The organism is Pseudomonas sp. H3_D04 (genome assembly GCF_054669175.1).
Window position 1 is genome coordinate 4,937,331 of sequence record NZ_CP162801.1, and the last position, 22,046, is coordinate 4,959,376.

The window sequence follows — 22,046 nt, forward strand, 5'->3', positions numbered from 1 at the left end:
AGAGCCACCGAGATCCAAGGTCTTCTACGTGAATTGCACATCTCCGATCTTCAGGTTGATCGCGAGTCGAGCGCGGGGTACACCAACACCTCACGAGGAGCAGTTAACAAAGATTCCGAGCGGTTGTAGAGCGTTGAAACTACGACGCATCGGCATGCTTTCTCCTCAGTAACGATGAAAAAACTGACGTCCTAGGAGATTGTTGTCGATGCAATTGTGCGAAAAATGCGATCCACCGCGCCCTCTCTTGGATTATCGGCCCCAACCATTGACCTACCCGGTCGAAGCACTCGGTGAACTCCTGGGAGGCGCGGTAGAACGGATGGCAGAGGTCATCGGCGCACCGATAGCCATGGCAGCACAATCGGTGCTGGCCACTGCGGCTCTAGTGACTCAAGGCCACGGCAACGTACAACTCGATGGCCGCACCTATCCGCTGTCTCTGTATTTGCTAACGGTCGCATCATCAGGCGACCGTAAAAGTGCAGTGGACCATCAAGCTCTCTCTGCAGCACATAACTGGGAGCGAGAGCAGTGGTCTGTGTACACGGAAAAGCTCAATGCTTACCAATCTGCCATCCGCCTTGCGGCCAAGGCTCAGCGACAGGCAAAGCATGAAATCTGTGAACTCTCCGACCCCGTCCAGCCCAGACTGATTTCCACCGACCCTACCATCGAAGGCCTCACAAAAAACTTGTGTTATGGGCTACCAAGCATGGGCGTGTTCAATGACGAAGGTGGTCAATTCCTCGGTGGCAGCACCATGAGTAAAGAGAACCAGCTCAAAGCAATCACCACGCTGTCGAAAATCTGGGATGGCAGTCCCATTGACCGGACACGGTCCACGCCCGGGGAAAGCCTGCGAGCCTATGATCGTCGTCTCAGCATGCATCTGATGCTGCAGCCGTGCCTGGCTCACCAATTCCTCAAAGATCCAATGATCAATGGCCAAGGTGTGCTCGGCAGATTCCTGATCAGTTGGCCTGAACGTTTGATCGGTCAGCGCCTGTACAAGGCGGTAGATCTGACGCAAGACCCCAAGATCCAACGCTACCAATCGCATATCACTGATCTGCTGAAGAAACCGTTAGCGACCAACAAGGACGGATCACTCAAGCTCACGACAATGGAACTCACGCACAGCGCTCGCGTGGCCTGGATTGATATTCACGACACCATAGAGTGCCAGTCTGGCGAGTTCGGCGAGCTAGCAGGCGTTCAATCCGTCGCAAGTAAAGCTGCAGCCAATGTACTGCGCATCGCGGGGGTTCTGGCAGTAATCGAAGAAGCAACTGCCTTGAATGAAGAGCATATTCAGCGCGCTTCAACGCTAATGGACTATTACCTCGCCGAGATTCAACGCCTGACTGAGCAAGAACCGGTTAACACCCTACGGGAGGAAGCAGATCGTTTGTTACGCTGGCTGAAACAGAAAGGCTGGACCCGCTTTACCATCCGAGACATCAATCGCAACGGCCCTCGCTTTGCACGCAAAAGCCGTGATCACACTGCCACGCTGCTCGTTGAGTTACTCACAGCGAACTGTGTGAAATGCCAAGACGCCAAGACTTTCGAGGTGTGTCGTGTTCCGTCTGAATGACGCAGTACGCCGCTTTCAGTCAAAAAATCAGATGCGCCCTGTCCTGCGGTGTGTCGCCACGTCCGTCGCCAAGCTGTCGCCAGATGCCAACCATGGCATTCCGCAGGTTGTCGCCAGTGTCGCCGCTGTCGCCACACCCAACTCAGACCCTGCCGACATCAAACTGCTGATCCAGCAGTTGTGCAATGACGGAGTGGAGTTGCGCCACCATAAAAAAACTCTGCACATCCGACCGAGACACTGGCACCAGTTGGAGCAAATCAACGTCCACTGGAAAGCTATGCTTCTCTTCCTTCAAACGAATGAAAATGATGTCTAGGGTGAGGATCGATCAGCGTGAGAACCATGACGTTGGCTATCTCCAACTGCTGACTGATCCAAGGCTTGCGGGCTACGCCAAATTCAGAAGACGAAAGTATCGGATGCAGACAACCCTGCGCCCAACATTAGGGAGCACTCGATAGCCGGTTTTCGGATTGACGGCAACTGCCAGTGAATGCAATTTACAAGCTCACACTAGCCGCCAGGATCTTCGAGACGGCACTGCGGTTTCCCGCAGGATCCTCCCAAAACGCATCGCTTCCGGAAGCGCGGACAGTCGACCTGTATGTCGACGGAAGCATGATGTTCCCCCACCCAAGACGGGCTTCCCCGTCTTGGGGCAGGCCTTTTTTAATTTTGGAGGCCTTAATGAAAAATCGACTGGCAATGTACAAAGCCCTAAAGGCGATTAACGTGCCTGAGCAGAAAATCGAAGCAGTTATCCAAGCCATGGATTCTGATATGCATTTATCTACTGCAGGTACATCTGATTCCGACTTCGCACAATTTCGGGCAGAGCTATCCCGGCTTCGGGTGAGTCTCACTATAGATATTGGCGTGATGCTCTCCCTTGCGGTGGCGATTCTCTTCGCCGGGATTGCGTTTATCCACTGACAAAGTCTCTCTTCCAGCAAAATCAGAAACCATCTGTTCTAGGACAGGTGGTTTTTTTCGCTCAGGTATCAGGCACTGGATCCCGCAGACAGTGTTGACTAAGCGCGGCGCCTAGCTAGAGGTGCATGCGTGGCTAGGGGCAGCAATCGGCCAAAAGCAGACCGTGGACAGACGAGGGACGAATGGGTCGCGTCGAACCGGTTAAAGCCTGCCCGCCATATTGTCTGCAAAGGGCTGCGCGTGGTCGGAGCGATGCAGGCCCTTGGCGGTTCTCATCGGCGTTACAGATCGACAGTAGGTACTAAAACGCACAGAGGCAAAGCGTGAGAACAGGCTACAATCTGCTGCATAGCCTATCGGCCCCCCGCATCGGTGTCTGGCGCCGGGAACGTAAATTTTCTTGCGCTATTTGTCAGCGGGATCGATAAATAAAGAGGACATCAGGCGTGCACCGGTGTCGAATGAATAGGTCAATCAGCGCAAAGGAGGTCAACGTGGCAAAGAATTTCTTGGACTTGAATACGAGCCCAGATCTGTTGCTTGCGCTCAAAGGGGCTGCGCAACATAAGCAGACGGCCGAAGAAGTATTGGAACAGCGTGTATCGTTCGTTTACGGGTCTGTTGGCTCGAAGAACGGCATAACCCGCGAACAGGTTCGCAAGCTAATCTTTGAGCAGGAAGGAGTCGAAGGGGCGAAACGTTGATCCTCTTCGAGCTATGCGGAAACACCGAGCAAAATCCAGTCTACCAAGAACTGGAAGTCTCCAATGGCAATCGGCAGTACGACTTTTTGCGGTCTATAGTGGGTGCAGCATTGGCTGTGGACCGAGCGTTTCTGTCGAACCACATCATCAAGGCATTGAATTTTCATGCAATTACTTGCCTGCATACAAATGCAGGCGAGTACCGTCCTTGCCAAGTCGTCGTAGGCAATCATATGCCCCCCGAGCACTACCGTGTCGAGGCGCTCATGGACGATTTTGTGAATATAGTGAACAGGAGCTGGGAGCAATCCGATCCAGTGACGCTAACGGCATACGTGCTTTGGCGACTAAACCACATTCACCCGTTTATCAATGGCAACGGTCGAACAGCTAGGGCTGCCTGCTATTTCGTGTTGTGTGTGAAGTCCGGAAGCTGGCTACCAGGGACTACGATCCTTCCTGAGCTGATTTGTCGCAACCGAGATGAATACGTCGATGCACTACAGCGTGTTGATGCGTCCCTGCCTACAGGAAAGCTGGATCTAAGCCCGCTGCATGATCTGTTAGTCCGGCTAATCACCGAGCAACTCAGTACGCACCCCCCCCCGCAGATAAGCCTCAGGATTAATTTCTATAACGCCTTGGTCGTTTCGCACGAGAATCACTCTGGGGATATAGCCATTGTCAGCTTCGGGGCGTTTTCAACGTTCAGTGACAGACAGAAAACGGCCAAAAGCGGTCGATGTATGCCCTGCTAGCGAGTTGCCCTGATGGCTAACTTCTATCCCAAAAGAGCTTTATATTTCTCTAGAACTGAACTATAGGAAAGAACAGCGTCGTCTACGTCATGCAAAATACACGGCCAAGCTTTGGCAAAGCTCAAAAAAACCTTTAAATACATTAATTTCGCATGTTCAGTATGATCAAGATTAACCTCAATCATCACCTGCGGCACGGCCCCCAAGACATCCTCCCATTCTTGAAGGTCTTCAGCATCGTAAAACTCGTCAATAACATCCTTTGAAAGCAAAGCTAACCAAATATCTGAATCACCCTCACTGATGCTACCCCGAAAAGGCTTGCCGGAACTTACATGCCCACCATCGGCCAATATGACTTCTTTAAAGTCTCCGACGCCCAATTGCTCTGATGAAAATATTATTGCCGATAAGGACATGATTCCTCTCTCCAAAAAAACAAATCAGTCCCACTTTCTCTTTTTCTTGCTAACAATGCCCGATTCATCTCAACCCCTGACTGGTTTATCCGACTGTCTGCTTATGGCCGAAGGCTGCTGCTCACTAGCTACTGTTTTCGACCTGTCGAGGTCATTGATGAGGCCCGAACTTAGCCAAACACGGTTCTGCCAACAGGTTTTTGCAACATTGGTGTGACAGTGTAAACATCAATATAGACGTAAGCCGTGCGTAGTTTTTTGTCATCTTCTGGCTTAGGGATTGGCCCATCATCAGAAGCGCTCATCGAATATCGCGGGCAAAGTGAGCTCCTTGACGAAGCTTGCTGAAGACAGGCTCAAGGCCATGCGGACTACCTGTACGACGTCATGCACGGGAATTGAGTTGCCTTCACCGCGTTGCTCGGCAATCACCCTCGGGGTGCTCATTGGATCTTCGGTATTCAGATAGCCCAAGTTTAAACAGGTCACTCCCAGGCGTTGATGCCTGTACCCTTCGCGTAGTGCATCGGCAATACCACGCAACGCGAACTTGGAGGCTCCAAAGGTGACTTCTGGTCGTCCACTTTGCGGCAAGCCAGAAGTCGAGCCGGTCAATATGATCCTTGGGTTAGCACTTCTGAGCAGAACTGGAAGCAGCCGCTTTATCAGCACTATCGTCGAAGTGATATTACAGCTGACGATAGCCTCAACTTGGTCGTCGTTGTCAACCAGGAAGTTGTATGCGGGATCAAACGCAAACTCTTCCCATATTCCTAAATTGTAGATCAGCGTATCAAGCCCGCCATCCACTACGGCCTGCTCGATTATCTGAGCAGCCTGTGCGGGTTCACCAAGGTCTGCTTCCACCCAACGCACAACGATACCGGCGTTATGTGTAAGGTTTTTGGGACGGGTGCGAGAGACACCAATCAAGGTGTCCCCATGCTCGCCCAATCCGTCAATCAGGGCTCTGCCCAACCCCTTGCTTGCCCCGACTACCATGGTTTTCATTATTGTCTCCTTGACCTAAATACTGACCGCGGGGCGTGTATGCAAGCAGACGATTCATGGCTTAGCAACAAAGAGACTGTTTCCTGATATTCGTAGGAAAACGCTGATGTTCATTTTGGTAGGGCGGAAGCGGATGTAGAGCGACCGTCCGCTAATGGCCGATAGCTGCCTAACTTGGATGACCACTTTTGGTCGATGCGGGCTTACGCGTGCATGCTATTACTCTGTTCATCTTTTCGCAGCGATTTGAGCCACGGCTCGGTTGTCCAGCAACGCGGCATTCACCGCGTCGCTGGACACTTGGTTAGAGGTTACTGCGTTGATAGCGGATCGAGTGGAAGGTCAACTCCTCGTCACCATCAAACAGCGACTCCTCTAGAGGGTTAACCACTCCGTTGGAGGTCGGATCGAACATTGATCCACTGGCCTGCAACGTTGGTGCTGCCTTTAGCTGTTCGGACAGCCCTTGGACGCGCAGGACCTGCCCTTCGCGGATGGCTTTTTTCAGCAACTTCAGCGGTTGGCGCTCCACCAGTTTGAGCAAGGCCTGTTCAATATCGCAGTACAGCATCTGCTTGTCCCCATCGTTTTGGATCACGCGCCGGCTGATCAGGTGGGCACTGTGAAAGACTGTCTGTTCGATACAGTTCATCGACAGGCTCAGATCAACGCAGGCGTGGTCCGCCGGCAAGTCAATGCGCATGGCGTAGTGCGCACCGAACGTTGCGTGCTCGTAGCGAATGAAATCCCCTTTGTGCACCCGCTCCAGCACTTCCATGGCAAGGCTTGGATTGTCAGTCTGCAGGGTCAGGAGCGTTTCATTGGGCTCGGGCTTGATCTCCACTCGCAGTTGGCGCTCCAGAGTTGAGCGACAGGCGGGGCTGATGAATAACAGGTCACCCCAACCGTGCAGGGGCGCGCTGATCCAGCCTGCGGCCGCCGCGCCATCCAGCAATCCATTGCATAACGCCTGGTGATAGTCTGCGTAATCCCAATACTGGTGTTGTGTTGGTTTAGACACGATCAGCATCTCGATCTGCACCAACTGACCACCGAGCACAATGACTTGAGAGCAGTTATTGTCTTCGTCAGGGAACTGGATGTACTGGCGGCGCAACGGCGGGTGTATCACAGGTTCGGCGCAGGGCACGCCGAACACCAAGTACGCGTGCCCCTTGTAGAGGAACGGAATGAACTCCTCTCCCTCGTCATTGTAGCGGCGCTCCTGCGGCCACTCTTTCAGGCACTGGGCGAACCACCGGGCATGCATTTGCATCCGCGCAGATTCGGGAATCAGCGGTTCCACGAAGTCTGGCAGGTCGTCCCAGTCGTCTCCACGTTGATATTCGAACAGATAGTCTCGGCTTGCCTGATACCAAGGAGCGACCTCCCACATGATTTTCAGGTCGTCACCAAAGGGCTCTGCAGTCACTGGCTCGACAGTTATCTCTGCGTCAAAGGCAAATAACCGCGGCCAGAAAATCCGGGTTCCCAACAGCAGTAGATCCTTCCCGTTAACGCAGACTCGACTTTGAATCACCGCCAGTGGGTCAGGCCCCATGTCGGTGGGTAGCCACTCACTTGGCGTGATGGCCTGCAAAACGTCCTGCAGTGTCACTGGGTTGCCCGGTACCGCGAATACTTTCCGCAGCGCTTCACAGAGCTCTGGCAAATTGCGGTTAGTGATGATCAGTTGGCTGACCGAGGCCGCCAACGTGCATAGATGCTTGGCCAGATATGCTGTTGCATCCAGGGACTGGGGCAGTTCGGCCAGTTGCAGCGAACCTTGAAGAGGGGGCTCCTGTTCGAGTCGGGTACACAAATCCGCCCAATCGGCACAGCCATAGGGGCCGCGCGCTAAAACGTATTTGGCAGTTGTCAGGTCGATATCGAACAAATCGCGCAGTTGCTTAGCCTGCACTTTGATAGTTTCGCGGCGTGTAGTCGGTACCATAAGTTCTCCGTTGCTCCCAAGGAGCGACATCGGAGACGCCCACCCGCCATCCCCGATGCCCGGAAGAGGCTCAGGTCAAGAGATTGCTGTGATGATCATGGTTCGATGCGGTTAGCTGCGGCCGGTGAGGCCTCAAGGGGTGGGCAGCCCGTCGACCATGTAGCGACGTGTGGCAAAACTAGCGCAAAGTGATTTGCGACGCAACCTATTGGAATCACGCGAAAAAATTCGCCCGTTCAAAACCGACTTTCAGGTTCAGGCTCGGAGGATAATCGCCACGGGACTGTCTGACAGGGACTTGCGCCTGCGCGCCAACACTGGCGGACAGGGAGGCTTTACGGTGCCCTGCTCCTTCTTCCTCACAGGTCCCTGCGCAGGCGTGGCATGGGAACCATGCCGCCCCTGAGCAGGGAGCCGACAAGGCCGAAGGCCGCGTCAGTCCCTAAGGCAATGATATGTATGCCCCTACCCGAAAACGCGCAACTCACATGAACCGGGCCGTCACTGCAATCCGCAGTGACGGCCCCGCCGACGCCTCAACATCACGGGCAAATCCTGAATCCTAAAACGTGCGGCATACATGATGATGCCCCCATAGACTGGCCCAGCAAAAACCTAAGACGACAGGTTCGAGAGTCGTCATCCCAACAGCGTAAGACTCCTGCGAGCGCTGATCCAGCAGGATGGAGTTAGCCAGGTATGCAAGGTTCCAGAAGCATACCGCCCCATACCCATGGGACGGAGCCGCCTTTGTCTGTAGACCTATTCTCTAACATGCCGCTACTACGCTGTCCCAAATAGCGGACCTTTGCGCAATGCCGCCTGCTTCAACTTAACAATCCCATCCATTCCTTGGAGTACTCATCAACATTAAAAACTAACTCATCCCGCTCCATCTCCGTCCGACCTTCCAGCAGGAAGGAAGACGGACGTCTCAGCCGAGATACCGGTGTTTCCTGAACACCATGCCCCTGCCCTTCGGGGATCTCGCATAGCGAGTTGGCACCAACACTTACCAATGATTTTCAGGACAGGACAACAGCACAAAACAAAGCTAGTGAGTGGATGGGATATGGACGATTTGACCTACACCCTGCGGCAACTTTGCCGGCGCAATCGCGATGGCAGTCACAACACTCAAGCCGATCGTATCCGCTCATTGGGACTGATCGCTCGCCAGCTGAGTGAGGTTGGCTTCCGTCAGATGAAAGCCCCCTCGCTCAAGGGCAAACACGTACAGGCACTGCTGGATCGATGGCAAGGCGAAGGCCTGTCAGTTGGCACCATCAAAAATCGGCTTGCGCACCTTCGATGGTGGGCTGAAAAGATCGGCAAGGCTGGCATTCTCCCCGCGGACAATACGCAGTTGGGTGTGGCCGACCGGCGCTTCGTCACTAACGTCAGCAAAGCTCAGGAACTGGGTACAGACCTTGGCAAGATCACCGATGCCCATGTGCGCATGAGTCTCCAGCTTCAGTCGGCGTTTGGACTACGCCGTGAAGAAGCGATCAAATTTCAGCCCAAGTATGCGGATCAAGGAGATCAAATTCTCCTCAAAGGCTCATGGACGAAGGGTGGGCGAGATCGCTCTGTTCCGATCACTACTTCGCAACAGCGCGAGGTGCTGAACGCGGCACACCAGTTAGCGGGAGCCAGCTCATTAATCCCGGCTCACAAAACGTATATTCAGCAGAGAAACACCTACGATGGTCAGTGCAAGGCAGCAGGCCTGAGCCACATGCATGGGCTACGTCATCATTATGCACAAAGCCGTTACGTAGCGTTGACAGGATGGAAGGCACCGGCGGCTGGGGGGATAACGTCCAAGGAATTGACCCCAATGCAGCGTTCTCAAGACCGTACCGCTCGACAAATTATCAGCCGTGAACTCGGGCATGAGAGAACACAAATTACCTCGATTTACCTCGGCCGATAATTCGAGGTTTTCGACGTCATACTCAACAACCCGAAGCTGAAAGTGGTGGTGAGCGCAGGCAGTGAGAAGGCTCCCACAACATTAGGAAACAGTCGAAAACCGATTACCTGATTGACAGCAAAAGGCCTCAGGGGCATTTTTGCTACGCATCTAGCTGACTCGTTCAGCACCCCAAGCCGCCAGGATCTTCAAGACGGCGCTGCGGTTCTCAGCAGGATCCACCAAATGACCGCATAGCTTCCGGCAGCGCGGACAGTCGACTTGAATGTCGATGGAAGCATGACTTTCCCACCCACGACGGGTCTTTCCCGTCGTGGGGAAGGCCTTTTTTTGTTTTAGGAGGCCTTAATGAAAATGGAACTGGCGATGTATCAGGCATTGCGCGCAATCGACGTACCTGAGCTCAAAGCCGAAGCTGTTATCCAAGCATTGGAATCTGACATGCTCACACTACTCGCGACGAAAAGTGATCTCACCAATCTAGAGCAGCGACTGACTACTGAGTTGGCTAAGACTGATCATCGGCTGACCTCCGAGATATCTAAAATTGATCATCGACTGACCGCAGAAATTGCTAAATCGGATCTCAAGTTGTCCATTCGCATGGCTTCCATGCTCGCAGTGACGATCGGCATCTTGATCGGGGCGATGAAAGTCTTCTTATAGTTTTCTTAGTAATTATTGAAACCACGAAAGTCACCTGTCCTTCGACAGGTGATTTTTTTGCGACTATTGGCGACGGGCAAGACGGTGAGTTCGACTAATCACTGCTCTGATGGTTATCAAGATCCTTCGCCCAATCGAGGCCCAAGAGAGCCTCGAAGCCGTGAAACGATTGACCGAACAAGAGCCGGTCAATAGTCGACGCGAGGAAGCGGATCGGCTGCTGCGCTGGCTGGTACAGAAAGGCTGAACCCACTTCACTGTCCGTGACGTCAATCGCAACGGTCCTCGTTTTGCCCGCAAGAGCGCTGACCATACCGCCTCTTTATTCGTCGAGCTGATCACTCACAGCTGGCTGAACAGCCGCGATGGAAGAACCTTCGAGGTCCGCCATGTTTCGCCTCAATGACGCGGTACGCCGCTACCAGGCGCAACATCAACCGCAGCCAGAAGCGCGGTGTGTCGCCGCCTTTGTCTCGGCCCTGTCACCACGCCCCAGGCCAGAAACGACGCGGGTTGTCGCCGCAGTCGCCACCCCGCCCCTGGACCCTGCTCACCTCGCCTTGCTGATTGAGCAACTGCGTGTGAAGGGGCACTGCTGCAACATCAAGAGAACGCCCTCCTGATCCGCCCAACACACTGGCAGCAGCTGGACAGGGTCAGCCCTCACTGGAAAGCCCTGCTGCTCTTTCTACAAACAAACGAAAACGGTGATGACGATGGCACTGGTCGGTCGGCGTGATGGTCGCAACTTTGGCTATGGCCGCCAGATGAGCTACGCCGGCCCGCAAGCTCTCAAGGATTTATTTGCCGGTGGCCACTTCGCCACGGTCAAAGCGCATGGTGATCGCTGGCAAGCGTTCGAGCGTTGGTGTCGGTCAGAGGACGGCCCCGGTTACAACGATGCGCGCCAGATCGATCACCAAACGCTGCAGGCTACGCCGCTTACCTGCGCCAGCAGATCCAGCAAGGTGAACTTTGCATCGCTACCGCACAGAACCGCCTGCGCAGCGTTAACCGCACCCTCGCCACGCTGCGCGGTGATCAGGACGTGAGGATCGCCAACCCGAGTCAGGCGTTGGGACAGAAGCGTTCGACCGTACGCACCCGCGCGCCAGATGGCCAAGACCACCAACAGGTGCGGCGAGTGATTGAGGCGCTTGGCGGACAGCAACACGAGCGGGTGACCGCGATTGTCCTGTTGGCCCGAACAACCGGTATGTGCCTGCGCGAAGCGATCCTGGCTAACCTGCCACGACTGCAACGCGAAGCCGAACACTTAGGCCGCATCAACATCCAGGACGGCACCAAAGGCAGCCGTTCAGGGGCATCAGCGCCGCGATGGGTTATGGTCAATGAAGCGGTGAAGGCGGCGCTGCAGTTGGCTCGTCATGTATCGCCCCCCATAGCCGCAACTTGCTGACCCGAGACGAAAGCTACGCCGCGTTCCTGCAACAGACCGTGCTCCCTGCCCGCGAAACGCTGCATGAACACAGGCTGAAGGGCTTTCATGAGTTGCGCGCGGCCTACGCCTGCGAGCGTTACGAACAGCTCACTGGCCACGCCGCACCGGTCAATGGTGGCCACTGCTATCGCATTGACCGCAACCTTGATCAACAGGCGCGCCAACAGATCAGCCTTGAGCTCGGGCATAACCAGATCGATGCGGTTTCGGCCTACATAGGAGGTCGAGCGTGAGCAAGCCCTTCAACATGGCGTTATTCCTGAGCGGCGTATTGACTGGCTCGAAAGTCACGCAGCAACGACACCTACGTCAAGCCCGAATCATACAAGCGGCAATTCAGCAGCGATGGCAATGCGAAAATCCGTGGACGTGGAAACACAAGCACATACGCTGTTTTTTTGATCAATGCCTGCGAAACAACTCTGATGACACTCGGTACTACTACCGACTCACCGTCCGACTAGTTTTGTTAAGACGCACGCATCATTGATCAGCGACCATGAAGTGGATCATCCAACGTAGGCCAAAGATCGCTGAAATCTAAAGTACACGGCACTGGACTTCATGGTTCATTGCAAAAGCTCTGGCTCCCTAAGCAACCAGTTATCACAGGCAGGAACCGATCGAAGCGGCCGGCCGTAGTATCTTAAAAACCAGGGGCAATTCGAGGCTAACGTTCCTACCGGAAATAATCATCCAGTCAGGAGCGTCAGCAATCGACTGCGCCAACGTTCAGACGATAGATGAACTGTCGCTTTTTTTAAACATCACACAGCAAAATCAATTTTACTCACTGCGCCTGAGGTAGCACGCGCCGTGGGGACGATGCCCTGCTGATGCATACAGTGCTACCTGTCATCGTTGACAACACGAACGGTCAAGAGGGCCTTAGCTACCTATCTCGGAGACAGACAGACAAAGGTACAAACAGCCCCTGCATAGCCTTTTGACATCAAACCCATCGTGCTACCATTTATTAACGTTGGAAAATAATATTTTTTTGTGTTCTCAGGGAATGACTCATGAGCATGATGGAGTGGGTAAAGCGAGGCGACACCTCAAGTTTGATTGTATTTGTGCATGGGCTGAAAGGAGGTATTGATACCTGGTCGTATGATGCAAACACGTCATTTCCGAAGCTGTTATGTCAGGAAGAAGAACTCCAACACTACGATGTCGCATGCTTTAATTACTTCACTACATTTACGAATACTTACGGCGCTTCGAAGTCTTTGATCGCACGGCTTTTCGGGTCATTAAAATCAATTAAGAAGAATCTCCCGATTGACGAAATAGCCGAACTATTAAAATCAGAGTTAGAAATCAATTTTTCAAAATACAAAAGAATTGTAATCATTGCCCACAGCATGGGCGGGCTAGTTTCCAAGTCATGTATATTAAAACAGCTTACTCAGGACGAACACTCAGCAGTCACTGGATTCATCTCTCTAGCCGTACCACACAATGGCGCAAAGATTGCCAACATAACATCTATGATTTCCTCTAATGTGCAACTGGGAGATCTAGGGGTACTGAGTAACGCAATCGACCAACTCAATCGAGACTGGAATAAAACCCAAAACAAACCGCCCGCCAAGTACGTCTATGGCGCACACGATCTATTTGTTCAAAAAAGCAGCGCATTACCGATTGACTGCCAGAAAAAAGACACAACAGCGGTCGACGAGGATCACACGAGCATTTGCAAACCAAAGGACAATAGCCAAACTGTTTACGGCGCCATTGTAAAATTCATCAATGAATTTGATAGCCTAGCAAAAGATCCGCTGAAGGTAATGGACTTCGTTGATGAAAAGCAGTACGACGACCACTTCTTCGTACTAAAATTAATACTGGCCGATGTCCACGAAGTTATAACAGGGCATGCCAAGTCTTATTTTTTCAACGCAGAAGAAGCAAGAAAAATATTTACAAGCGAAAATGATCGAGCACTTCTTTTTGATCTTTATAAGAAAATTGAGAATCTTTATCGACAAGAATACGAATACCATATCGCTCACAACACCACTCCAACCCAACTAGTACAATCACTTCATCAAAAAATATTCGAATCTCAAGACGGCTACCTGAAAAGCATGCTGTTAAAGCTAGAAGATGAACATAAAAAGGGAATGCTTCATCAACTCGCCAACAAATATGACGCTAAAATCGTCTGGTCAGCGACAACCACTCTAGAGGATCTGGGTAAGCTTAAAGGAGATGAGCTATGAAAAGTGAACTTCCTTTTATCCCCATTGACGAAGACTTTAGCTTAAACATCACCATTTTGACTGTATTACTTACTCGGCTCGCCACTACAAATCGTGGCAGTTACGCCTTAGATTTTGAGAAAATCCAAGCGCTTCTCTATCTGATCAAAAACCCTGCAAAAATAAACGAAATTTTGACGCTGGCAGGTAAACAGTATGCACCCCTTGATACAAGGTACACGCATACCATAGAAAGCATGTCCAACAACGTAGATATACTATTCGACCGCGACAAATTGAAATATCTTTTCAAGAACATGGCCGCATGGGGATTACTTGGCTGCCATTTCGACGAAAAGCAAAATAGCATCAAATATTATATGAGCGAGAAGGGTCTAACCTTCTCTGAATCGCTTGAGAAAAAAAGTGCCCCTACAGAGTACTACTTTGATCTTGTAGAAATTATTGAAAGCGTTGCAACCCTACAATCTCAACCGACGACCAAAATAAATTCATGGTTGAATATCACTTTCAAAAGGAATTGACATGCATTCATACTTAAGCATTCACCATCTTCACTTGGTCGGCTATCGCAAAACCTACTCCATACCTTTTTACCCGGGGGTCAATATTATTTATGGCGACTCCGACACGGGAAAATCAAGTATCTTGGAGTTCATAAATTATCTGCTCGGAGCCAGCAGCATTGAACTGGCGGATGAAATTATCGCATCAGTAGAATATGCAGCCCTTGAGTTAGAGATCAACGGTATAGATCACACAATAAAAAGAGACATATTTAACCCTGGCAAGCACATTGAAGTTTACAGATGTATATTTAGCGAATGTTCAAAAAACTTCCCTCAAAAATACGCCCCCAACTTCAACTCGGCAGTCGGTGCTGACGGATTTTTTTCTGACTTCTTGATGGATAGCCTGAATTTCCCTAAAGTCCAAATAAAGGTTGCCCCCTCAAAAATAGACTCTGAGGTGAAGCGACTGAGTTTTCGAAATCTGTTTAAATACATCTATCTGAGTCAAGACGACGTCGGCAGCAAAGGGTTCCTAGACCAGAGCAATGGTATAAAATACACCACAAACAAAGAGGTATTCAAATACATATTCAACGTCCTGGACTCCAGCATAACCGAGCTAGAGCACGAAATATCCTTTAAAGCAAAGGAATCGGCAAGCCTATTAAGCAAATACAAAGCAGTGTCCGACTTCTTAAGAGAAACTGATTATGACAATCAAGTTTCTTTGGATGACTCTATAAGCAGCATAGACGAAACCATCGAGGCCTTGAGTGTCGAATTAAAAACTATTAACTTCAAAATGACTGCTAACTCCGAGAGTTATCAATCAATAAAAGCCGCTTTCGACCTATTATCTCTTAATGAAAAGCGCGTATCAATTGACATCTTAAAAACAAAAGACCAAATTGATCGATACACTAGATTAAAGAATGATTACGAAAACGACATCGCAAAAATTAATAGCATTTTAAGTGCACAAACCCGGATCGGAGAGCTTACTACCGAAAGCAACCCCTGCCCGGTGTGTGACACACTGCTGGCCCCCTCAACTGTGGAAACTGCTTTCAACTCGTTTAAAGACAACACATTAACAAACGAAATGAGCTCCCTTCAAAAAAGGAAGAGAAGCATTCAGGGGCTTATAGAAGAGTTATCCACAAAACAGCGACCACTCAGCGCTCAACTGTCATCGATCCAGCACGACCTAATAAAGGCCAGAGAAATGCTGGATACCGAAAGTGAGCAGATGATAACTCCCTACCTGACTCAACGCGACGCTTTGATCAAAGAGATATCGATCAAATCTCAACTACGAGTTCAACTTGTCAACAACCTAAAAATCAGAAACCAGCAGCAGAAAATTTACGATTTGTACTCGCAAGCACAGCGTGCAATAGAGCAGCTCCAAACTAAATTACAGGAGCTACGAGATGCTGCTCCAAGCTTGTCTGCCGTACTAAGTACGCTGGGGGACAATCTAAACTCATATCTAAAACGAGTAAATATTAAAAACCGGAACGACATCAGCGTTAGTGAAAAAACTTTCCTACCAGTCATTCGCGGCCGTGATTACCACCGAATCACCTCAGGAGGCCTAAGAACTATCGCGTCTATCGGCCACCTTATCTCATTACTAGAATATGCTATCGACTCCGACATAAACCATCCGAGGCTATTGGTGATTGACACTGTTGGTAAATACCTAGGTAAAACCACAAAAGAAAAATATTCGGATGAAACTAACGTATCAGAAGACGTCGCTGAAGGCATTTCCGATCCACAAAAATATCAAAATATTTACGAGCACATGCTAGCTTTAGCAAATAAAGCAGAAGAAAAACAGGTCCCCTGCCAGATTATAATTGTCGACAATGACGTACCTGATACGTTTATCAATAGATTTAAAACGTTCATCGTTGCACATTACAGCTCAAGTGGGGAAGGAGGCTTGGCAAAAGGGTTGATCGACGATATCGATGAGTAACATTTAAAATTCACTTACGATTAACTCGCAAGAACTCACCAAGGCAGCTAAATTTATGGAAATCTCTTCGCGTTTGTCGGACGACTCTTCAACCAATATTGAGGAAAAAATTCTGGGGGATCATCGATTCCTTGACATTAGAAGCTATTTCAATTTCGACTTTTCTATTTTCTCATCCGCACCTGAAATTCCAAAGCATGACGACGAAGCGATACTGACATTCAAACTATTTAAGCGCCTGTTGGATAGCAGACAATCTAAGTTAGCAAAATCCTTTTCCAAGATAGCAGGATCGCTTGGAAAAACTCGAGACCTTGATCGTTACTCACAATTCCTAATGCAACTTCCGGCAAGCGAAATAAAAATCGAACTACTGCTAAAACAAGTAAATAATTTTGAGAAATTTGCAAAAGACTGTATAAACGATAGGTGTGTTGACTCACAATCCTTGAGCTCGATAGCGATCCCAGCGCTAATTCAGCCCATATATTATTGGTCAAACAATTTAGATAATGAGCAACAAAAAATTCTCATGCAACGTTTCGAGACTCTGATACAAAGTCTCGACAAAATATTACCTGCCTCCACATTGCTATCTGGCTCAGCAGAATTTAAAAGCTACATATTATTCGCATACGTTTTGCTTGGCGAAATCTGCAAGACCGGCCTATCTAGTGGTGTATTTTGCTATCATCTCATTTACTTTAGAAAGCAAAGCTTGACGCACTGGTTAAACATTCACCCCCAAGAGCGCCTGCTATTTTCTGTAATCTCTCTTCATGTTCTTTTGAGATTCTATAAGATAGACGAACCATTCTCACCTAAATACGGCTTCAGCCATAACACCTTCAGCGATCTACATTCGTTATTAAATGATGCACACAACGCATGCAACAGCCTTGGATTGATAACAACCGGGCAAGTTTTTATGTGGCTCTTAGAGCGCGTCGAATTAGAAGCCTTGGGATACAGCGACCTGGCAGTTGGACGACGTGCTTTAAAGGGACTTACCCCCGGTGAAAAATCATCTGTTGTTGATCTGGTAAAACGTTTTTCCTCTTACCGCATTCCTGTTACCGCGGAACGTATGGAGCACTTCCTCGTCCAGTTCAAGACCACGGCAAGAATTAGATCTGCTCTAAAGCTCCTATCGCACCTAAAATTTTATCCCCTTTGGCAGCTTGGCGAAGCTATTGAGACACTGCTAAAACAACAGTCAGATGAGTTTGGAAAAATAGTCGTTTCACCATTAGGGGATAGAACCGGAAGCACCGCTATAATCAATTATCTTGTTTCACATTCAACCCTCAACAATATAGTCTTTGCTGACGACCTGTCTCACGCACTAAAATTGACAAAAACAGGGGGCAGAATATATTTCGTAGATGACTGCGCCTTAAGCGGCACGCAATCTATCCACATCATGCAAGAGCTCATGGGGGAGCGCTTATTAAAACCCCATCACACAAAGCATTGTGAGCCGCTTTCGAGCGCCCAACAAAATACAGTATGCAAAAGAACATTAGTTTTTACGTACTGCTTGGCGTGCGACATAGCCGTTGAACGCATGACCGAAGAACTGTCAAAACTACGCGACTCTAGAATAAAATTTGAAATCCTATACGCAATCCCAGAACCTTCGAAATCAAAAGCCTTTTCTTCAGCCAGCTCGGTTCCGTGGGAGAGCATGGAGGAAAGAAATGAGCTAAAGCAGTTCTGTTCGGAGATCGGTTACGATCTGTTGGGCAAAATGGCGGAAAAAAAGGAATGGGATGACGATAGAAGAGTCCAAAGTTCACTAGGCTTTTCTGACTTTCAAAGACTGCTCGTATTTCCATATAGCGTGCCTAAAACAACCTTGCCAATCCTCTGGTTAGGTCAGAGCTCGAAAATAAGATGGACACCGTTATTTCCTGTAATTGATTAACATCCCCACTCCCGATTAACCATCTAAAAAAGCCTATTAATTCCGACCACAGTCACACACTGGCCGATTCTGCTAATAGAAGTAGCATCGGTCATTCTCGCAACGCTGCCTGAATGGGCTGCCGCCCGTCGAGTAAAATCAGCTAAAAATCTGCCGTGAAAAGGGAATACTCTTACAATCCACGTCTATATTTCTGACCAAGCTTTTCGGTCAAATTACTGTGGCAACATAGAGGCGAGTCTGTGAGCAAGGTAGATGACATTTCCGAGCAGTTGATTGATGTGGAGCGTCTTGCCGCATCGCTGCAGCGCTTTGCCGATGATCGCGACTGGCAGCAGTTTCACTCACCCAAGAACCTCCTCATGGCACTCACAGGTGAGATGGGTGAACTCTGCGAAATTTTCCAATGGATGAGCGAGGCCGATTCAACGGGTGCAGCAAAGCGTCCCGAAACCGCTCAAGCCGTGAAGGACGAACTGGCTGACGTGCTCATGTACTTGGTCCGCTTGGCAAGTGTGCTGGGCGTCGATCTCAACGAAGCGGTGACAAGCAAGCTCGCCCTGAATGGGCAGAAATACCCTGTCGACAAAGCGAAAAGCACCAGCAAAAAGTACGACCAACTCTGACCCATTGGGCTCTAAGGACCACTCGTGATCGTTTACGCTGCGACCAAACAGCAATTCCTCAAAGACAGCGATAACGACGATATTGAAGATGTGATCCTCAGGCACTTCAAAGAAGCCACCGGTAAGAAGGTAGGCGCATCGGAGATCAGATCCTGGCAGGGTTCACTGACTTATATGGCCAAGGTGCTTCGAGACGACGGTCTACCCAACGACGCCGGCCTGGCCATTGAGCTGCACATCCCTCAGTCATCGAAACGAATCGATTTTTTGCTGACAGGTCGCGATGAGAATCAGGCCAAAAACGCGGTACTGATCGAGCTGAAGCAATGGAGCAAGGCCAGCGCAACCACCAAGGATGCGATTGTCAAAACGGCGCTAGGTGGTGGCCTTGTCGAGACCATTCATCCGTCCTACCAAGTCTGGTCGTATGCCGCGCTGCTGGAGGGCTTCAACGAAGCCGTCTACGACAAAAGCATAGAAGTACGCCCCTGTGCCTACCTCCATAACTATGTCAGCGACGGCATCATCAACTCAGCACACTACGAAGCCTATACCAGCAAAGCCCCCTTGTTCCTCAAAGGCCCCCAAGAGCTTGCAAAACTGCGAAGTTTCCTCAAGAAGCACATCATTCATGGCGACAACAAGGAGGTGCTTTACGAACTCGCCAACGGGAAGATTCGCCCGTCCAAAGCGCTGGCTGATGCGCTGAGCGGACTAATGAAAGGCAAGCCTGAGTTCGTATTGATCGATGATCAAAAGGCAATCTTCGAGTCGGCGCTCGCTGCGGCAAGTGAGGCCTCTATCGAAGTGCCAAAGGTGCTAATCATCGAGGGCGGTCCGGGAACCGGAAAAACCGTATTGGCAATCAACTTACTGGTAAGACTCACCGCCTTGAAGCTGTTCAGCAAATACGTCTCGAAAAATGCTGCGCCACGCAAGGTATACGAGAGCAAATTGGTTGGTACTGTCAAACGTAGCCACTTCTCCAATTTTTTTTCCGGCTCGGGAGCCTTCATCGATACCGAGCCCAATACGTATGGCGCACTCATCATTGACGAAGCTCACAGGCTCAATGAGAAAAGCGGGCTTTACGGAAACCTGGGTGAGAACCAGATCAAGGAGCTGATCGAATCAGCAAAATGCTCGGTTTTCTTCATCGACGAAGACCAGCGCGTAACCTTGAACGACATTGGCAGTAAGCAGGCTATCCGCGCCTTTGCCAAAGCCAAAGGCGCAACCGTGGAGGAATACATACTGTCTTCCCAGTTCCGTTGCAGTGGCTCTGATGGCTACTTGGCGTGGTTGGATGACGTACTGGGGATTCACGCGACAGCCAACCCGCTACTCGATACCAGCGAGTATGAGTTCAAGGTGTTCGACACCGCTCAAGCGATGCACACGGCTATCGAGCAGAAGAACCACGGAAACAAGGCTCGCGTTGTCGCGGGTTACTGCTGGCCTTGGCTTAGCAAGAAAGACTCCAAGGCCGCCGACATCGTTATCGGCGATGACTACGCACGCCAATGGAACCTGGATCAGGATGGCAGCTTGTGGATCATTGCGGAAAACTCCATTGAGCAGGTCGGCTGCATCCACACCTGCCAAGGGCTAGAGGTGGATTATATTGGAGTGATCATAGGACCGGATTTGATCGTGCGTGATGGCCAGGTGGTGACGTCACCGCATGAGCGAGACAAGTACGACAAATCGATTCGTGGCTGGAAGAAGTTAATGAAAGAGCAACCTGCTCTGGCGCAGCAGGAGACAGATCTGATCATCAAAAACACGTATCGAACACTGATGACCCGCGGGATGAAAGGCTGCTACCTGCACTGTACCGATCAAGAGACCGCGCAATACTTTGAGAGCCGACTTGCCGAGTACAGCAGCGACTGACACCCCTGCGGATTGAATGTCATTATTCGGGGTTCAGCCTCACGAAAAAGCCGTAGGCTGAACCCCAAAAAAAGCCGGTTTTTTGCCGGAAAAAATCAGGTGAAAAGCGCAAAAAGTGGGTGAGAAAATGGGGGGTCAGAACGCTTTTCAAAAAACCTAAATCATTTTTTTTAAAAACACAGGCCAATAAAAAGCTAACCACAAGCCGACTTTCTAAACAAAGTCGGCCAAAGATGGACGCTGGCAAATGGGCCGAAACGCACAGTCAGAAGCACCGCTGTTCCAGAAACGTTGTCGACGTTTGGTGGCCCTTGCTGGTCGCGTCTCGAGCAGTTCGATGCCAACCTTGGTTACGAAGCGTGCAGGTCAACTCCAATGCAATCGGTGATTAGATCGAATGCAAACTGAATTCGCACGGTATTCCAATTGGTATTCCAACTAAGAAAATCAACTCGATATTAATTTTATGAATCAATAGCCTACCGAACGAATTCAAATTACCCCGGCCCACCACTTCAACATCTAAAGACGTCCACGGACGTCTTTTTTTGTGCCTGAAAATCCAGCGCGTCACATGCTCATGCGCTCGTATACGCCAGTTCTCGTTCTGTCCCGTCAACACCGCGAGAATCAGTGCACTCCCTGCCTGTGGACCTGTCGGATGGGCGGTGGCGGCTGCGAAGCGACCTGAAACGCGTGCCTGCCACCTCGTTAGCACTATGAGCGGGTCATGGCGCCAACCGATAGGTGGACTGCACCAGACCTGAAGGAAAGCTGCGGCTGGATACCAGTTTCAATCCAATGTCCTGCTGAAGGGCTCCGAACAATGGCCTTCCCGATCCGATCAGCACGGGTACGGTGGTAATCACCATATCGGCGACTAATCCATCGCGCAGGAAGGATTGCACCAACCGCCCGCCATCGACATAGACCCGATGCACGCCCTGCCTCGCCAGTTCCGCCATCGCGTCCCTGGGGGCAAGGTTCGAGAAACGCAGCTTGCCCTTCAGGGCCTCGGGCACCGGCGAATTGGCCAGCTGTGCAGAAAGCACCACGACGGGCCGGTCGTAAAACCATGTGTCGAAGGTCAGCACCTTCTCATAGCTTCCCCGCCCCATCACGATGACCTCCTTGTCGGCGATGAAGGCAGAGTAGCCATGATCTTCAGTTGGATCATCACGTTGCAGGAGCCAGTCGATGTCGCCATCTGGCCGGGCGATGAAGCCGTCCAGACTGACGGCGATGAAAACATGTGCAGTGGCCATCGGGACCTCCTTATTAAACGACGTTTACGCAGGATCATAAGCCGAATAAGCGGCTCGCCTTCGCTTGGCAGTTATACGAAGTCGTGGGAGTGCTGGAATGTGGGCGGGTTGAAATTTCGCGCAGGGGCTTCGAACCAGGCCAGGGGCCGACAGAAA

18 protein-coding genes and 3 pseudogenes are annotated in these 22,046 nt (G+C 50.6%); 17 read left to right on the forward strand and 4 right to left on the reverse strand.

The features are described 5' to 3' along the window. Positions 1-208 precede the first annotated feature (208 nt). The 5 genes from AB4N91_RS22895 to AB4N91_RS22915 all read left to right on the forward strand — a co-directional run bounded on the left by AB4N91_RS22895 (position 209) and on the right by AB4N91_RS22915 (position 3,998). On the forward strand, positions 209-1,600 hold the full coding sequence (locus tag AB4N91_RS22895) for a YfjI family protein (RefSeq protein ID WP_460111788.1): 1,392 nt from the start codon (positions 209-211) through the stop codon (positions 1,598-1,600). Further along, positions 1,584-1,919, forward strand: a complete 336-nt coding sequence (locus tag AB4N91_RS22900; protein ID WP_460111789.1) for a hypothetical protein — start codon at positions 1,584-1,586, stop codon at positions 1,917-1,919. The genes AB4N91_RS22895 and AB4N91_RS22900 overlap by 17 nt, the downstream gene beginning before the upstream one ends. 371 nt (positions 1,920-2,290) lie before the next feature. After that, positions 2,291-2,536: a hypothetical protein gene (locus AB4N91_RS22905; RefSeq protein WP_460111790.1), complete on the forward strand. Its 246-nt coding sequence runs from the start codon at positions 2,291-2,293 to the stop codon at positions 2,534-2,536. Positions 2,537-3,030: 494 nt separating this feature from the next. Next, positions 3,031-3,240 carry a hypothetical protein gene (locus tag AB4N91_RS22910; RefSeq protein ID WP_143519873.1) on the forward strand — a complete coding sequence of 70 codons (210 nt, stop codon included), beginning with the start codon at positions 3,031-3,033 and terminating at the stop codon, positions 3,238-3,240. Positions 3,241-3,356: 116 nt separating this feature from the next. Continuing rightward, positions 3,357-3,998: a Fic family protein gene (locus tag AB4N91_RS22915; protein ID WP_460112678.1), complete on the forward strand. Its 642-nt coding sequence runs from the start codon at positions 3,357-3,359 to the stop codon at positions 3,996-3,998. A 23-nt stretch (positions 3,999-4,021) separates the two neighbouring features. Here the strand turns inward: AB4N91_RS22915 and AB4N91_RS22920 are convergent, their stop codons facing one another. From AB4N91_RS22920 to AB4N91_RS22930, 3 genes are all read right to left on the reverse strand, one after another. After that, positions 4,022-4,417: a hypothetical protein gene (locus AB4N91_RS22920; protein WP_460111791.1), complete on the reverse strand. Its 396-nt coding sequence runs from the start codon at positions 4,415-4,417 to the stop codon at positions 4,022-4,024. 291 nt (positions 4,418-4,708) lie between these two features. Beyond that, positions 4,709-5,428: an SDR family NAD(P)-dependent oxidoreductase gene (locus tag AB4N91_RS22925; RefSeq protein WP_460111792.1), complete on the reverse strand. Its 720-nt coding sequence runs from the start codon at positions 5,426-5,428 to the stop codon at positions 4,709-4,711. 304 nt (positions 5,429-5,732) lie between these two features. Further along, positions 5,733-7,382, reverse strand: coding sequence for a hypothetical protein (locus tag AB4N91_RS22930; protein ID WP_460111793.1), 1,650 nt, complete (start codon positions 7,380-7,382; stop codon positions 5,733-5,735). A 1,072-nt stretch (positions 7,383-8,454) separates the two neighbouring features. On the opposite strand from AB4N91_RS22930, the gene AB4N91_RS22935 reads away from it, so the two are divergent. The 12 genes and pseudogenes from AB4N91_RS22935 (at position 8,455) to AB4N91_RS22990 (ending at position 20,625) form a co-directional block, all read left to right on the forward strand. Beyond that, positions 8,455-9,318 carry a phage integrase N-terminal domain-containing protein gene (locus AB4N91_RS22935; RefSeq protein WP_460111794.1) on the forward strand — a complete coding sequence of 288 codons (864 nt, stop codon included), beginning with the start codon at positions 8,455-8,457 and terminating at the stop codon, positions 9,316-9,318. A gap of 348 nt (positions 9,319-9,666) precedes the next feature. Continuing rightward, positions 9,667-9,984, forward strand: coding sequence for a hypothetical protein (locus tag AB4N91_RS22940; protein ID WP_077747369.1), 318 nt, complete (start codon positions 9,667-9,669; stop codon positions 9,982-9,984). A 151-nt stretch (positions 9,985-10,135) separates the two neighbouring features. Next, positions 10,136-10,390, forward strand: a pseudogene (locus tag AB4N91_RS22945) (YfjI family protein); the annotation flags it as partial. Continuing rightward, positions 10,374-10,723 (forward strand): annotated as a pseudogene (locus tag AB4N91_RS22950) (hypothetical protein). The pseudogenes AB4N91_RS22945 and AB4N91_RS22950, both read left to right, overlap by 17 nt. Next, a pseudogene (locus AB4N91_RS22955) lies at positions 10,701-11,679 on the forward strand (integrase domain-containing protein). The pseudogenes AB4N91_RS22950 and AB4N91_RS22955 overlap by 23 nt, the downstream one beginning before the upstream one ends. Continuing rightward, entirely contained in the window at positions 11,676-11,936 is a 261-nt protein-coding gene (locus AB4N91_RS22960) for a hypothetical protein (protein WP_460111795.1), read from the forward strand. Before AB4N91_RS22955 ends, AB4N91_RS22960 begins: the two are co-directional and overlap by 4 nt. 532 nt (positions 11,937-12,468) lie before the next feature. Beyond that, positions 12,469-13,677: an ABC-three component system protein gene (locus AB4N91_RS22965; RefSeq protein WP_460111796.1), complete on the forward strand. Its 1,209-nt coding sequence runs from the start codon at positions 12,469-12,471 to the stop codon at positions 13,675-13,677. Then, on the forward strand, positions 13,674-14,201 hold the full coding sequence (locus tag AB4N91_RS22970) for an ABC-three component system middle component 4 (RefSeq protein WP_460111797.1): 528 nt from the start codon (positions 13,674-13,676) through the stop codon (positions 14,199-14,201). Before AB4N91_RS22965 ends, AB4N91_RS22970 begins: the two co-directional genes overlap by 4 nt. Before the next feature lies 1 nt (position 14,202). Then, positions 14,203-16,176, forward strand: coding sequence for an exonuclease SbcC (locus AB4N91_RS22975; protein ID WP_460111798.1), 1,974 nt, complete (start codon positions 14,203-14,205; stop codon positions 16,174-16,176). 55 nt (positions 16,177-16,231) lie between these two features. Further along, complete coding sequence (locus tag AB4N91_RS22980) at positions 16,232-18,103, forward strand: phosphoribosyltransferase-like protein (RefSeq protein WP_460111799.1); 1,872 nt, start codon at positions 16,232-16,234, stop codon at positions 18,101-18,103. 242 nt (positions 18,104-18,345) lie between these two features. After that, on the forward strand, positions 18,346-18,729 hold the full coding sequence (locus AB4N91_RS22985) for a nucleotide pyrophosphohydrolase (RefSeq protein WP_460111800.1): 384 nt from the start codon (positions 18,346-18,348) through the stop codon (positions 18,727-18,729). 24 nt (positions 18,730-18,753) lie between these two features. After that, a complete protein-coding gene (locus AB4N91_RS22990) occupies positions 18,754-20,625 on the forward strand; it encodes a DNA/RNA helicase domain-containing protein (RefSeq protein ID WP_460111801.1) in 1,872 nt (623 codons plus the stop codon). A gap of 728 nt (positions 20,626-21,353) precedes the next feature. Here AB4N91_RS22990 and AB4N91_RS22995 read toward each other — a convergent pair. After that, positions 21,354-21,890: a dihydrofolate reductase family protein gene (locus AB4N91_RS22995; protein ID WP_460111802.1), complete on the reverse strand. Its 537-nt coding sequence runs from the start codon at positions 21,888-21,890 to the stop codon at positions 21,354-21,356. Positions 21,891-22,046 lie beyond the last annotated feature (156 nt).

Excerpts from the sequence above, each read along its gene's own strand:
- AB4N91_RS22975 (WP_460111798.1), top strand. The coding sequence starts at position 14,203 with ATGCATTCATACTTAAGCATTCACCATCTTCACTTGGTCGGCTATCGC.
- AB4N91_RS22905 (WP_460111790.1), top strand. The coding sequence starts at position 2,291 with ATGAAAAATCGACTGGCAATGTACAAAGCCCTAAAGGCGATTAACGTG.
- AB4N91_RS22940 (WP_077747369.1), top strand. The coding sequence starts at position 9,667 with ATGAAAATGGAACTGGCGATGTATCAGGCATTGCGCGCAATCGACGTA.
- AB4N91_RS22925 (WP_460111792.1), bottom strand. The coding sequence starts at position 5,428 with ATGAAAACCATGGTAGTCGGGGCAAGCAAGGGGTTGGGCAGAGCCCTG.
- AB4N91_RS22980 (WP_460111799.1), top strand. The coding sequence starts at position 16,232 with ATGGAAATCTCTTCGCGTTTGTCGGACGACTCTTCAACCAATATTGAG.
- AB4N91_RS22935 (WP_460111794.1), top strand. The coding sequence starts at position 8,455 with ATGGACGATTTGACCTACACCCTGCGGCAACTTTGCCGGCGCAATCGC.
- AB4N91_RS22995 (WP_460111802.1), bottom strand. The coding sequence starts at position 21,890 with ATGGCCACTGCACATGTTTTCATCGCCGTCAGTCTGGACGGCTTCATC.
- AB4N91_RS22895 (WP_460111788.1), top strand. The coding sequence starts at position 209 with ATGCAATTGTGCGAAAAATGCGATCCACCGCGCCCTCTCTTGGATTAT.
- AB4N91_RS22930 (WP_460111793.1), bottom strand. The coding sequence starts at position 7,382 with ATGGTACCGACTACACGCCGCGAAACTATCAAAGTGCAGGCTAAGCAA.
- AB4N91_RS22970 (WP_460111797.1), top strand. The coding sequence starts at position 13,674 with ATGAAAAGTGAACTTCCTTTTATCCCCATTGACGAAGACTTTAGCTTA.
- AB4N91_RS22965 (WP_460111796.1), top strand. The coding sequence starts at position 12,469 with ATGAGCATGATGGAGTGGGTAAAGCGAGGCGACACCTCAAGTTTGATT.
- AB4N91_RS22920 (WP_460111791.1), bottom strand. The coding sequence starts at position 4,417 with ATGTCCTTATCGGCAATAATATTTTCATCAGAGCAATTGGGCGTCGGA.